Below are 13,634 nucleotides of genomic sequence, written 5' to 3' on the forward strand. Positions count from 1 at the left end.
TCTCACAGCGCTATTGCTGTGCATCCGAGAACCAAGGTGCTCTGGCTGCCATAATCAAAGCTGCCGCTGCATCCTCGTCTAATCCGCTTATTTCCATCAGTTCATCGACTGACTGCTCAGCCAAATCTTCCATGGTACGTACACCGTGTTTAGCTAACTCATAGGCTAACTCTTCGGTCATATTGTCCATACCCAATAAATCATCGGCTGGTAAAGTAGAATCTTGCGCAATCGCTTGGGTTAATAAGGCATTCCGCGCACGATCCCGTAATTCCTCAACAATTTCTTGGTCAAAGGCCTCAATAGCTAAAAACTCATCGAGTGCCACATACGCCACCTCTTCTAAGGTGGAGAAACCCTCATCTGCTAAGATCGTAGCCACTTCTTCATCTACATCCAACTTGGATATAAATAAGTCTAAAATAGCACGTTGTTCCGCCGCGTTTTTCTCTTCAGCCTCTTCAACACTCATCACATTGAGAGTCCAGCCAGTTAGTTCGCTGGCTAAACGCACATTCTGACCACCTTTACCAATGGCTTGAGAGAGACGATCAGCATCTACCCCAATATCCATCGCCTTATTTTCCTCATCTACTACAATAGAGAGTACTTCAGCCGGCGCCATGGCATTCATGACATAGGTGGCAATATCTTCATCCCAGAGCACAATATCGACACGCTCTTCATTGAGTTCACGAGTCACCGTTTGAATACGCGAACCGCGCATCCCCACACAAGCGCCCACAGGGTCAACATTAGGTAAGTGAGTTCTAACTGCAATCTTAGCACGTTGCCCGGGATCGCGTGCGGCTCCCATAATCTCAATCATTTCTTGATTGATTTCAGGAACTTCCAAACGCATCAATTCAACTAGGAAGTTTACATCCGTCCGACTTACAATAATCTGCGGACCGCGTTGATCTTCCTTAATTTCTTTTAAATAACCACGAATCCGCGCCCCGACTTGAGCGCGTTCACGAGGAATCATTTCTTCTTTAGGGATGAAAGCCTCGGCATTATCCCCTAAATCCATAACCACGCCTTTATGATCAGCACGTTTGACCGTACCCATCAGTAGTTGTCCGACTCGATTACGATAACCTGAAACTAACTTTTCGCGCTCTGCTTCACGTACTTTAGCGACAATCACTTGTTTAGCGGTTTGAGCTGCAATCCGTCCAAATTCTACGGAGTCAATAGGTTCTTCAATGTAGTCACCTACTTCCGCTTTTAAACCACGATTGAGCGCATAGCTTAATAAAATTTGGCGTTCTGGGCTTTCAAACTCTGGGTCTTCATCATCTAACACTTGCCAACGGCGAAATGTTTTATAATCCCCTGTATTACGATCGACTGATACCCGCACATCCATATGCATACCAAAACGTTTACGGGTAGCCATGGCTAAAGCAGTTTCTACCGCTTCAAAAATTAATTCTTTGCCGACGTTCTTCTCGTTTGAAACCGCATCAACTACGTATAGAATTTCTTTATTCATGAGTACGTTTACCCTTACTCTTTGGCTGAGCTTTCATTTCGTATACTAGCCGCCCACGATCAATCACATCATAGGGAATAACATAACTATTACCTTCTACTTGAACGGTAATAGTCGCGGTGTCGCATTGTTCTAAGATCCCTACAAAATTACGTCGCCCTTCAATAGGAGTGCGCGTGCGAATTTTTAATTTTTCACCGACATATGCGGCGTAATGCTCCGGTATAAACAACACTCGATCAACACCAGGAGAAGAGACTTCAAGGATATAAGCCACTGGAATCAGATCTTCTACGTCTAAAGCAGCACCTATTTGCAGGCTCACTTTAGAGCAATCATCCACGGTAATACCCTGCTCACTATCAATAAATACACGTAATAATGCACTCTCCTGATGAGCACGGTATTCATACCCCCACAGGACATAACCAAGACCTGTTACCGTGGTCTCAATTAGAGCATCTAAACGTTTTTGCATAGTTAGCGGTATTCTCTTGACAGGAGGTAATAAAAAAGCCCCATAAAGGGGCTTTCTTCTTAGATTTGGTAGCGGGGGCAGGATTTGAACCTGCGACCTTCGGGTTATGAGCCCGACGAGCTGCCAGACTGCTCCACCCCGCATCTGAGGTTGTGAATACTATAGAAGTTTTTTAGGGAGTGCAAGCCTTTTACTAAAAAATTACTAATAAAGTTTACTGCACAACTAATTGGCCACGTGCTCAACGAATATGGCGATAAATGAAACCGGGCAAAGCAAACACAGCGAACACAAAGAAAGTGATAGCATAAAACTCCCAATCCTGAGAGTGCACATTACCCACCCCCATAATCCGCCGCTCTAAAGCATAAGCCAGCACACCCACCACTAAATACAGCACTAGCCACTCAAACAGGCGTACCCACACGTATTTAGTCTCACATTCGAGAATAAAAAAACAACGTTGATTCAACCAAGGTAAATTAGCCAGCACGCCAGCTAATACCAAAAAAGCAATTTGATACGATAAAGTTGTCATAATAAATGTTTAGCATCCAGCGCTCTAACACAAGCTGTTATCAGTAAGTTCGGCATAAAACCCACCACCAAGACCCAAACACCATTCAGACTTAACGTCACACCGAACTCTAGATCCCAACGTAAAGGGGTTGAGTCTTGCGGCTCGTCAAAGTACATCATTTTAATCGCACGTAGGTAGTAAAACGCACCAATGACGGACATTATGACCATACCAATAGCGAGCACTAAGTAGCCTGCTTGCAATACTGAATTAATCACTAATAACTTGGCGTGAAAACCTGCTAGAGGGGGAATACCTGCCATAGAAAACAATAGCATAAGCATCAGTAAAGCAAACCATGGACTACGCTTATTTAAGCCCTTTAAATCCGATAAAGTCTCAGCATCCAAGCCTGCTTGGCTCAATAGAATCAAGATCCCAAACCCGCCCACACTCATTACCACATAGACAATGGCATAAAATAAAGCAGCACTAGAACCATCGGCAGACTGAGTAGAAATACCTAGTAAAATAAACCCCATATGCGCAATCGCGGAGTAGGCTAACATGCGCTTGAGGTTGGTCTGTGCAATCGCAACTAAATTACCCAAGATTATGGATAACATCCCCAAGACCATTAAAATCTGCGCCCAATCAGAGGTGATATTACCTAATCCACTCACTAACAAGCGCACTAAAAGAGCAAAAGTAGCTAATTTGGGGATGCTAGCGATCAAGGCAGTAACGGCTGTAGGTGCTCCTTGATACACATCCGGAATCCACATATGAAAGGGTACTACCCCTAATTTAAAGCCCAATCCTGCAATCAAAAAGACCAAGGCTAGTAACAGCGGAACTGTTTGTGCTCCTGCCTCATGACCGAGTACTTCAGCGATAGCTAATAGCTCTAGAGAACCCGTCAAACCATATAAAATAGAAATACCATAGAGCAACATGCCGGAGGCTAAAGCACCTAATACAAAGTATTTCATGGCCGCCTCAGTCGCTCGACTATTATCACGCAACAGCGAAACCAAAGCATATAAGGACAAAGACATTAGCTCTAGACCCAAGTACAACACTACTAAATGGGTGCTTGATACCATGAGCATCATGCCCAGTACCGTAAACAAGACCAACACATAAAACTCACCCGGAGCTTCTTGATGGTTTGACCAATATTTGCGTCCATACACTACAATCGCACAGGTTAGTAGTAGGGCTACCACTTTCAGCAAACTAGCAAGGTAGTCGTGCATATACATATCACCGACTACTTGTCGTGCAGCCCCATCGGCAAAATTGCCATACACTAACAAAGCGGCGGCTAATAAAGCCGCTTGCGTCAACATATAGGTCAAAATACGGCTATGCTGTCTTAGAAATAAATCCACTAATAACACCACTAATGCCGCTACTAACATAAAAATTTCAGGTAGGGCAAAACTAATACCATTCATTATTGTACTCCCTGCCCTTTAACTTCCACGGCGGCACGAATATATTGGATAAGCTGATCTAAGGAGGCATTCATTAAATCCATTAATGGCGCTGGCCACAATCCAAGCACTAAGACGGCTAACGCCAAACCGCCCAGCATTAATACCTCACGAGTGCTCAAATCTGTTAATTTATCTACCTCAGCATTCGTCACTGAACCAAACACCACTCGTTTAACTAGCCATAAATTATAAGCCGCACCAATCACTAAGGTCAGTGACGCGATAAGTGCTACTGAAATCGATACACTCCATGCCACGGAAGCAGTAATCACTAAGAACTCTCCGATAAAGCCTGAAGTTCCGGGTAAAGCAGCATTGGACATAGCAAAGAATACAAATAAAGTAGCGAACCACGGCATACGGTTTACTACCCCACCATAGGCTTTAATTTCACGAGTATGCATACGGTCATACAACACACCGATACATAAAAACATAGCGGCTGAAATAAAACCGTGTGACACCATTTGCACCATAGCACCTTGTAAAGCGATGATAGGAATATCAGGATCATTACCATTCCCTACCAACCAATGCACCATAAAAAAGCCCAAAGTTACAAAGCCCATATGTGCAATCGAAGAATAAGCAATCAGCTTTTTCATATCAGTCTGCACTAACGCAACGAAACCGATATAGACAATAGCAATCAAAGACAGCACCATCGGAATCCAGTAATACACACTCACTGCATCACTCAAAAGGGGTAATACAAAACGAATAATCGCATAGCCCCCCACTTTTAAAGTAATCGCGGCTAAAATAACCGAACCTGCTGTAGGCGCTTCCACATGGGCATCTGGTAGCCAAGTATGCACCGGCCACATGGGAATTTTGACCCCAAAAGCCAATAAGAAGGCAAAGAAAATTAATATTTGCGCCTCTTTACCCACCGGATGCTGATAAAAATCCTGTAAGGCAAAACTACCATTAGCATGTTGATAGAGATAGATAAGACTAATAAAGAAAAAGACTGAGCCTAAAAAGGTATAGAGAAAAAACTTAATAGTGGCATAAACTCGTCTTGGACCACCCCATACCCCAATAATAATAAATAAGGGGATTAGCATCGCTTCAAAAAAGATGTAAAACAACATCGCATCTTGAGCTAAAAATACTCCATTTACCACACCTTCCATAATCAGGAAAGCTGCAAAAAATTGAGCGGGCTGCTTGGTGTTTTCCCAACCACTGCCTATAGCAAAAAGCGTGATAAAGGTATTGAGTAAGAGTAAGGGCAAGGCAATTCCATCAACCCCTAAATAATAATCTACTTTAATACCTGCTATATCAATCCAACTAACACGCTCGACTAGCTGAAGATGAGCACTAGACCCATCAAATGCAGGTAATAATAGTAAGCTTAAAATAAAGGTAACGACAGCAGCACCTAAAGCCGCCCAATTTAGCCAAGGGCGATTATTGAGGATTAATACAACCGCCCCTGCTATAATAGGTAGCCATACTAACCAACTTAACATATTATCATCCTCATGGTTGGAAGACTCCCGACTACCATAATAATGCAATAAACCATGTTGCCATGGCTAAAATGCCCAAGATCATTGCTAAGGCTGAATGATATAAATAGCCTGATTGAATTAAACGCGTTTTATTAGAAAACCAAGCTACCACGCGTGCTGTACCATTTACCAATAAACCATCAATAATCATGCGCTCCACTAATGCCATAAAGCTATTACCTAAATATAAAGCACCTTTGGCAAAAAAACCTTGGTTAAACGCATCAAAATAATATTGATTTTCAAGAATTCTGCGTGGTGTTTTTAATCTGTCATTTAACCATACTAGGGCATTATCATTTTTAAGGTATAAATACCAAGCACTAGTAATACCTGCAACCATTAATATAAAAGGTAAACCCATCATCCCGTGTAAGATAAAGCTCAGTACACCATGATACTCTGCTCTTAATAGGTTATCCGTCTTGTGTAACTCATATTCCTTAGACTCTTGTACTCCATTATTGACCTCTAATTTAGACTGCTCACCCATAATAATAGAGTTGCCAAAGAAATCTCCCAATCCTACCGAGTATATATAATAACCTGCAAAAACAGCGGGGATTGCTAATAATACTAATGGAATCAGTACAACACGCGGCGATTCATGTAAATGATGTAGGGTATGATCATCCATACGCTCATCCCCATGAAACACCATGAAGAACATACGGAAGGTATAAAAAGCGGTAACAAAGACCCCTAACACTAATAATACATAGGCATACATTGCGGCGGGCTGATCTGATAGTTTTACTGCTTCTATAATTAAATCTTTAGAGAAAAAGCCTGAAAATCCGGGGAAGCCCACTAAAGCTAAAGAGCCAATCAAGCAAGTCCAATAGGTCACGGGCATATAACGTTTTAAGCCACCCATTTTACGCATATCTTGTTCATGGTGCATACCTATAATCACAGAACCTGCCGCCAAAAAGAGTAAGGCTTTAAAAAACGCATGCGTCATTAAATGGAATAGTCCGGCTGAATAAACCGACGCACCCAATGCAGTCATCATATAACCCAATTGTGACAGGGTAGAATAGGCGACCACACGTTTAATATCGTTTTGCACAATACCCACTAGACCCATAAAAAAGGCTGTAGTAGCACCAATCACTAAAATGGCATTTAAAGTCCACGTCGCATTTTCAAAAATAGGAGACATGCGTGCAATCATAAAAATGCCTGCGGTCACCATAGTAGCCGCATGAATTAAGGCTGAAATGGGAGTCGGACCTTCCATAGAATCGGGTAACCAGACATGCAAAGGCACTTGAGCCGATTTACCCATAGCCCCAATTAAAAGCAAAATACCTACAATTTCCGGTACTGGTAAATCGAGCACATCAGCATGGGAGCGTAAGAATAAGCGCTCAAATACATCCTCATAACGTAGGCTAGATAAACCACTAACATTCACTACAATGACCGCAATACCCAGCAATAAGCCAATATCACCCACTCGATTGACTAAAAAGGCTTTCATATTGGCATAAATCGCTGTTTCTTTTTGATACCAAAAGCCAATTAATAAATAAGATACTAAGCCCACACCTTCCCAACCGAAAAACAACTGAAGGAAGTTATTACTCATCACTAACATGAGCATGGCAAAAGTGAATAAGGAAATATAGCTAAAGAAGCGCTGATAGCCCGGATCATCATGCATATAACCTATGGTATAGATATGCACCATGAAGGAGACAAAAGTTACAATCAGCATCATAAAAACCGTGAGCCGGTCTATTAAAAAACCTACTTCTAACTCAATTCTACCGACTGTTGCCCAACGATAGACTTGAATATTCTCACTATAATTAGCGTCAAACTGGAGAAGGTAATAAAATACATAGGCTGATAATAAAAATGCCATACCGACCAAACCACTGGTGACCCAATGGCTAGCATTACGCCCTATCTGCTTACCAAAAAAACCTGCCGTAATGGCGCCAATTAAGGGTAAGAGCACGATAGCAAGATAAATAATCTCCATTCTCTACCCCTTCATTTCATCTAGATCTTGTACTTGAATCGAACGCTTATTACGGAATAACACTACTAATATAGCCAAACCAATGGCAGCCTCAGCCGCAGCCACCGTTAAAATAAAAAATACAAATATTTGACCATGTAAATTATTTAGATAGTATGAAAAAGCCACAAAATTCAAGTTAACACTCAAGAGCATTAACTCAATACACATTAAAATCAATAAAATATTTTTGCGATTAAGCACTATGCCCGCGATACTAATAGCGAATAACATAGCCGCTAAAATCAGATAATGAGTTAAGGAGATCACTGGTTTTGTCTCCCTGAGGGTAATTTGATTAAGCGAATCCGGTCTTTACTTTGCACTTGTACCTGCTGATCAATATCTTGAACCTTGACATCTTCGCGGCGTCTTAAGGTCAACATAATGGCTGCAATAATTGCCACCAATAAAATAACAGCGGCTATTTCAAAGGGAAACAGATAATCTTTATATAATAACGCACCGATAGCAGCCGTATTATCAGTATTTTTAAATAATTCTGGGTCTGGTGCAGCTTTATCAAATAAAGAACTTTGTAGCATTAAAATCAGCTCGACAATCAATAGAAACAACACAGCTAAGCTAAAAGGAAAATATTGCCCGAAACTCTCTTTAATAGTCTCGCCTCTTAAGTTGAGCATCATAATAATGAATAGGAACAGCACCATGACCGCCCCCACATAGACCAAAACTAACGTGATACTTAAAAACTCAGCCTGTAATAATAACCACAGGGCGGCACTATTAAAAAAAGCTAAAATTAATAATAGCGCTGCATATACTGTATTGCGTACCACCACGACTCCAACCGCTGAGCCGATGAGTAAGAACGCAAATAAATAAAACAGCCATGCTTCAAAACTCATACTAACTCCTAGCGATAGGGGGCATCTTGGGCTTTTACGCGGGCAATCGTGGCTTCATGCTCATCACCGACTGCGAGTAATTTAGCCTTAGTCATAATATTTTCACCGCGCTGCTCAAAGTGATATTCAAAAATCGGGGTTTCAACAATGGCATCAACGGGGCAAGCCTCTTCACAAAAGCCACAATAAATACATTTAAATAAATCAATATCATAGCGCGTAGTACGGCGTGTACCATCAGGGCGCTCATCTAGCTCTATTTTAATAGCCAACGCTGGACAAACTGCCTCACATAGTTTGCAAGCAATACAACGCTCTTCTCCATTCGGATAACGCCGTAAGGCATGCAATCCTCTAAAACGCGGTGACAATGGTGTTTTTTGTTCGGGATACTGTACTGTGATTTTGCGCTCAAACAAATACTTACCCGTGACCTTAAGCCCCTGCAATAGCTCTGCTAGAGTAAAGGACTTTAGATAATGCTTAATATTAATCCCCATCACTTACTCCTAAGAAAGCCAAGGCTGCCAACCCATTGCAACAGCCACACCTTCAGCAAATAACCAAACAATGGTAATTGGAATCAGCACTTTCCAACCTAAACGCATGATTTGGTCATAGCGATACCGTGGAAATGTCGCTCTAAACCATAAATATAAGAAAATGAAAAAGGCTGTTTTGATTAAAAACCAGTGTATACCATTATCAAAAAATAGCCCCACTACAGGAATATTGATGAGACTATCTAATCCTTGAAAGGGTGAAAGCCAACCACCTAAAAACATTAAAGAAGTCAAAGCCGAAATTAAAATCATATTGGCATATTCAGCTAAAAAGAATAGCGCAAAGGCCACTCCTGAATATTCAACATGAAATCCCGCTACGATTTCAGACTCCCCTTCTGCTACGTCAAAAGGAGCGCGGTTCGTTTCAGCCACACCAGAAATAAAATAGACTAGAAATAAACCAAATAAAGGCCACACAAACCAATCAAAAATACTACCGGATTGCGCTTGCACAATAGCGGACAGATTTAGGCTACTAGAGGCCATGAGTACGCCTACGAGTGCAAAGCCCATAGCAATCTCATAAGACACCATTTGTGCCCCCACCCTCAGAGCACTCAGCATCGCGTATTTAGAGTTGGAAGCCCAACCCGCCAAAATAATCCCGTATACCCCTAGAGAGGACAAAGCTAAGACAAATAATAGCCCCGCATTAATATTGGCTAATACCCAACCATCGGCAAAAGGAATAACTGCCCAGACCGCAAAAGCCGGAGCCAAGGCTAATACAGGCGCAATTAAAAACAGATAACGGTTAGAGCTAGTAGGTATGACGACTTCTTTGAGGAGTAGCTTCAGCACATCGGCAAAAGGTTGCAACAAGCCTTTAAAGCCTACTCGGTTAGGACCTAAGCGCACTTGCATATAGCCAATGATTTTGCGCTCAGCATAAGTGGTATAGGCCACCGCTAAAATCAGTGGAATTAAAATAGCCACTATTTTCAGCAAAATAACTATCACTAATTGCAGAGTAGCAGGTACTAGCTCCCATAAACTGGCTAACATTAAGCACCCTCCTCTGCTATTAACTCAATACTACCCCATGCAGCCCCTAATTGAGCGCTAAGATCATTACCACTCGCTATCCACACGCTATTATCAGGCACCGTCTCATCTAACTGGAGTGGTAAACGCACTGAGGCTGTACCTTGCTTTACGGTAATGACCGTTTCTGGCTTTAAATTTAAGCGTGCTGCTGTAGTCGGATGAATACGAACCGTTGTCGCTGGGACTAAAGCCTGTAACGCAGCAGCACGGCGCACCAAATTATCAGCTCGATAAGCATGCACTTCGCTAATGCGCTCTAAACCTGTAGGGCTAGGGCTATTACGCAATGCAGCATTAGGCTGAATGTTGGGCGGCGTTAAAGGATACTTATCGGCTAAGCGTCTTAGCTCAAAACTAATCTGCTCAATATTGACATACTCACAATCTGGCACATCCAGTTGACTACCGAGTACGCGTAAAATCTTCCAAGCCGGACGTGCTTCAGCTTTAGGCTCAGTCGCGGCTCTTACAAACTGCCACGTACCTTCAGCATTCACATAAGTCCCTGAGGTTTCAGCCCAAGGTGCACAAGGTAAGATCACCGTCGCATAGTCACGCATGGCTGGACTGATAAAGGAAGTCAGCGCAATCACCTGTTTAGCTTGGCGCAATTGCTGCACCGCCAAAGCAGGGTCAGCCATATCATATTCTGGCTCAGTTTGGAGTAATATCGCCGTATCAATCGTTTGGTTGAATACTTGATTAGCCCCTAGACCAGTAATGGCAGGCTTACCAAATGCACCACGATGCGGTAAGACACCTACCCAGTCCGCCCCTACACTATTCGCTTTAGCAGGAATAAACCCTAACTGACCTTGTAGTTGATCGGCAAGTTGTTGAGCTAGGCTAGCAAGATCAGCATAGTGAGGATGCTCTTGAGCGCTATTACCGAGTAAGACTAAGACTTTGCCCTGAGCAATACCTAAAGCAGCCTTAAGAGCATCCATATACTGACGCTCTAGGTATACACCCTCTAAAGTATCTGCCGAACTTGCTCCAGTTGCCCCATTTAGATTACTGATTAACTCTTGCAATACAGTAGCAAGTTGTGAAGGTGCAACCGCGCTTTGCGTCACTGGGTAATTGAATTCTACTTGGCGCATATTCAAAGCAAATATTTTTGCACCAAAGCGCTGAGCTAAATGAATACGATGATTGAGCATCGGTTGCTCATGGCGTACATCGCTACCGATTAAAATAATCAGCTTTTGCTCATTTATCGCATCAAGGGGTAATCCCAGCCAACTAATAGGCGGCAGTACTTGATCTGCTTGAGCATCCACTTGACGTAAGCGATGATCAATATGATTTACTTCTAAACTACGCAATACTTTCTGGAATAAATATAACTCTTCTAAAGTAGCATTCGCAGAAGCTAGCCCTACACTTTGCTCAGGATTGAGTTGAGTCAGTAGATCACGCGTTAAATTCAATGCTTCTTGCCATGACACGGTTTGCCATTGACCTTCACGCTTCACTAAAGGCTGCAAGGCACGCTCAGATGAATTCAAGCCTTCATAGCTAAAGCGATCCCGATCCGAAATCCAACATTGATTAATGGCATCGTTTTCGCGCGGTACTACACGCACCACTTTGCCATCAAAGGTATGCACCTCAATATTAGAGCCTACCGAATCATGTGCTGCTACACAGGGATGAGCCTTCATTTCCCACGCTCTGGCGGTATAGCGTGAAGGTTTAGCCGTCAATGCACCTACAGGGCACACATCGATCACATTACCCGATAATTCAGACTGCAACGCTCGCTCTACATAAGTCGTGATCGCCATACGATCACCACGCCCAATACCCCCTAGCTCACGTATACCCGCAATCTCCGTACCAAAACGTACACAACGCGTACACTGAATACAGCGCGTCATTTCAGTTTCAATCAAGGGACCAATATCAGGATCAGGCACAACGCGTTTAATTTCTTGATAGCGTGATTGAGTTTTGCCATGACTCATGGCTTGGTCTTGTAACTCACATTCACCACCTTGGTCACAAATCGGACAATCTAGCGGATGATTAATGAGTAAAAACTCCATCATGGCTTGTTGCGCATCAATGGCTTTTTTGGATTGAGTCCAGACCTTCATCCCAGCAGCTACGGGTGTAGCACAAGCAGGTAAAGGCTTACCCATTTTTTCCACTTCAACCAAACACATGCGGCAGTTTGCTGCAATAGACAAATGCTTGTGATAACAAAAACGGGGTACTTCAATACCTAAATCATCAGTCGCCTCAATCAACATTTGTCCGGGACGAACTTGATAGGCTTTGCCATTGACTTCAATGGTAATGAGTTCGCTCATCTCGCCCCCTTGACCATACTATGTCCATGCTGAATATAGTATTCAAACTCTGGACGAAAATGCTTGATAAAACTCCACACTGGCATAGCCGCCGCATCGCCTAGAGCACAAATAGAGCGCCCCTCAATATTACGTGCCACACTATCGAGTTTATCTAAATCGGCAATATGCCCTTTGCCTTGAATAATGCGAGTTAACATGCGATAGAGCCAACCCGTACCCTCACGGCAAGGCGTACATTGACCACAAGACTCTGAAAAGTAAAAGCGTGAGATGCGATGCAATACCTTAACCATGTCAGTCGTATCGTCCATTACCATGACCGCGCCCGAACCGAGTTGTGAGCCTACTTTACTCACCCCGTCGTAATCCATCGTGGCGGTTAGCATAATGTCTCCCGGCACTACTGGAGTTGAAGAACCACCCGGAATCACCGCTTTTAACGGTCGCCCATTACGTACTCCACCCGCTATCTCCAATAACTCACGAAACGGTATACCCATAGGTACTTCATAATTGCCCGGCTTATTTAAATGCCCCGACATGGAAAATATTTTTTCCCCACCCGCTGTTTTAGTACCTAGATCTGCAAACCACTTGCCACCATTACGCAAAATGACCGGAATCGACGATAAGCTCTCAGTATTATTAATCGTGGTAGGGCGACCATAAAGACCAAAATTAGCCGGAAACGGGGGCTTAAAACGGGGCTGACCTTTTTTGCCCTCTAAGGACTCCAGCAAAGCAGTCTCTTCACCACAAATATAAGCCCCTGCACCTAGTGAACCATAAAGATCAAAATCAATCCCACTACCTTGAATATTTTTACCTAGCAAACCTATTTCATACGCTTCACGCACCGCTTGCTCAAAACGCAAAAAAGGCTCGTCCATGAACTCACCGCGCATATAGTTATAGCCAACGGTCGCACCAATGGTGAATCCGGCTATCGCCATCCCCTCCACTAAGGCATGAGGATTAAAACGTAAAATATCGCGGTCTTTACACGTACCGGGTTCGGACTCATCCGAGTTACATACGATATATTTTTGACCGGGCATTTGGCGTGGCATAAAGCTCCACTTCATTCCTGTGGGAAAGCCCGCACCACCACGACCTCTTAAACCCGATAATTTTACTTCTTCAATAATCGCTTCTTGGGTGAGATCTTTACTGAGTATGCGCTTCCAAGCACTATAACCACCGACTTTTAAATAGGACTTTAAAGTGTGTGCCTGATCACCGAATTGCAACGTGGTATAACAAACCTGATTAGCCATG

The 13,634-nt window shown here is 43.1% G+C and carries 12 protein-coding genes and 1 tRNA gene; all 13 read right to left on the reverse strand.

The window, feature by feature from the left end; translation table 11 throughout:
• Positions 1 to 10: 10 nt before the first annotated feature.
• The 13 genes from nusA to nuoF all read right to left on the reverse strand — a co-directional run bounded on the left by nusA (position 11) and on the right by nuoF (position 13,633).
• A complete protein-coding gene (gene nusA, locus IPL34_RS18640) occupies positions 11 to 1,498 on the reverse strand; it encodes a transcription termination factor NusA (protein WP_296843000.1) in 1,488 nt (495 codons plus the stop codon).
• Positions 1,491 to 1,976: a ribosome maturation factor RimP gene (gene rimP, locus IPL34_RS18645; RefSeq protein ID WP_296843001.1), complete on the reverse strand. Its 486-nt coding sequence runs from the start codon at positions 1,974 to 1,976 to the stop codon at positions 1,491 to 1,493. Before rimP ends, nusA begins: the two co-directional genes overlap by 8 nt.
• Positions 1,977 to 2,042: 66 nt before the next feature.
• Positions 2,043 to 2,119: transfer RNA gene (locus tag IPL34_RS18650), tRNA-Met, on the reverse strand.
• Between the two features lie 98 nt (positions 2,120 to 2,217).
• A complete protein-coding gene (locus tag IPL34_RS18655) occupies positions 2,218 to 2,514 on the reverse strand; it encodes a DUF2818 family protein (protein WP_296843002.1) in 297 nt (98 codons plus the stop codon).
• Entirely contained in the window at positions 2,511 to 3,956 is a 1,446-nt protein-coding gene (gene nuoN / locus IPL34_RS18660; protein ID WP_296843003.1) for an NADH-quinone oxidoreductase subunit NuoN, read from the reverse strand. The genes IPL34_RS18655 and nuoN overlap by 4 nt, the downstream gene beginning before the upstream one ends.
• On the reverse strand, positions 3,956 to 5,479 hold the full coding sequence (locus tag IPL34_RS18665; protein WP_296843004.1) for a NuoM family protein: 1,524 nt from the start codon (positions 5,477 to 5,479) through the stop codon (positions 3,956 to 3,958). The genes nuoN and IPL34_RS18665 overlap by 1 nt, the downstream gene beginning before the upstream one ends.
• 31 nt (positions 5,480 to 5,510) lie before the next feature.
• Positions 5,511 to 7,514 carry an NADH-quinone oxidoreductase subunit L gene (gene nuoL / locus IPL34_RS18670; protein ID WP_296843005.1) on the reverse strand — a complete coding sequence of 668 codons (2,004 nt, stop codon included), beginning with the start codon at positions 7,512 to 7,514 and terminating at the stop codon, positions 5,511 to 5,513.
• Positions 7,515 to 7,517: 3 nt separating this feature from the next.
• Positions 7,518 to 7,823 (reverse strand): NADH-quinone oxidoreductase subunit NuoK, encoded by a 306-nt coding sequence (nuoK, locus tag IPL34_RS18675; RefSeq protein ID WP_296843006.1) that lies wholly within the window; start codon positions 7,821 to 7,823, stop codon positions 7,518 to 7,520.
• Positions 7,820 to 8,422, reverse strand: a complete 603-nt coding sequence (locus IPL34_RS18680; protein WP_296843007.1) for an NADH-quinone oxidoreductase subunit J — start codon at positions 8,420 to 8,422, stop codon at positions 7,820 to 7,822. The genes nuoK and IPL34_RS18680 overlap by 4 nt, the downstream gene beginning before the upstream one ends.
• Positions 8,423 to 8,430: 8 nt before the next feature.
• Positions 8,431 to 8,922: an NADH-quinone oxidoreductase subunit NuoI gene (gene nuoI / locus IPL34_RS18685; RefSeq protein ID WP_296843008.1), complete on the reverse strand. Its 492-nt coding sequence runs from the start codon at positions 8,920 to 8,922 to the stop codon at positions 8,431 to 8,433.
• A 9-nt stretch (positions 8,923 to 8,931) separates the two neighbouring features.
• Positions 8,932 to 9,993, reverse strand: coding sequence for an NADH-quinone oxidoreductase subunit NuoH (gene nuoH / locus IPL34_RS18690; RefSeq protein ID WP_296843009.1), 1,062 nt, complete (start codon positions 9,991 to 9,993; stop codon positions 8,932 to 8,934).
• Positions 9,993 to 12,353 carry an NADH-quinone oxidoreductase subunit NuoG gene (gene nuoG / locus IPL34_RS18695; RefSeq protein ID WP_296843010.1) on the reverse strand — a complete coding sequence of 787 codons (2,361 nt, stop codon included), beginning with the start codon at positions 12,351 to 12,353 and terminating at the stop codon, positions 9,993 to 9,995. Before nuoG ends, nuoH begins: the two co-directional genes overlap by 1 nt.
• On the reverse strand, positions 12,350 to 13,633 hold the full coding sequence (gene nuoF, locus IPL34_RS18700) for an NADH-quinone oxidoreductase subunit NuoF (protein WP_296843011.1): 1,284 nt from the start codon (positions 13,631 to 13,633) through the stop codon (positions 12,350 to 12,352). Before nuoF ends, nuoG begins: the two co-directional genes overlap by 4 nt.
• Between the last annotated feature and the right edge of the window lies 1 nt (position 13,634).

The organism is Thiofilum sp. (assembly GCF_016711335.1).
GTDB lineage: Bacteria > Pseudomonadota > Gammaproteobacteria > Thiotrichales > Thiotrichaceae > Thiofilum.

Coding starts and splice junctions, on each gene's coding strand:
- nuoN (WP_296843003.1), bottom strand. CDS start 3,956: ATGAATGGTATTAGTTTTGCCCTACCTGAAATTTTTATGTTAGTAGCG.
- nusA (WP_296843000.1), bottom strand. CDS start 1,498: ATGAATAAAGAAATTCTATACGTAGTTGATGCGGTTTCAAACGAGAAG.
- IPL34_RS18655 (WP_296843002.1), bottom strand. CDS start 2,514: ATGACAACTTTATCGTATCAAATTGCTTTTTTGGTATTAGCTGGCGTG.
- nuoL (WP_296843005.1), bottom strand. CDS start 7,514: ATGGAGATTATTTATCTTGCTATCGTGCTCTTACCCTTAATTGGCGCC.
- IPL34_RS18665 (WP_296843004.1), bottom strand. CDS start 5,479: ATGTTAAGTTGGTTAGTATGGCTACCTATTATAGCAGGGGCGGTTGTA.
- IPL34_RS18680 (WP_296843007.1), bottom strand. CDS start 8,422: ATGAGTTTTGAAGCATGGCTGTTTTATTTATTTGCGTTCTTACTCATC.
- nuoF (WP_296843011.1), bottom strand. CDS start 13,633: ATGGCTAATCAGGTTTGTTATACCACGTTGCAATTCGGTGATCAGGCA.
- rimP (WP_296843001.1), bottom strand. CDS start 1,976: ATGCAAAAACGTTTAGATGCTCTAATTGAGACCACGGTAACAGGTCTT.
- nuoI (WP_296843008.1), bottom strand. CDS start 8,922: ATGGGGATTAATATTAAGCATTATCTAAAGTCCTTTACTCTAGCAGAG.
- nuoH (WP_296843009.1), bottom strand. CDS start 9,993: ATGTTAGCCAGTTTATGGGAGCTAGTACCTGCTACTCTGCAATTAGTG.
- nuoG (WP_296843010.1), bottom strand. CDS start 12,353: ATGAGCGAACTCATTACCATTGAAGTCAATGGCAAAGCCTATCAAGTT.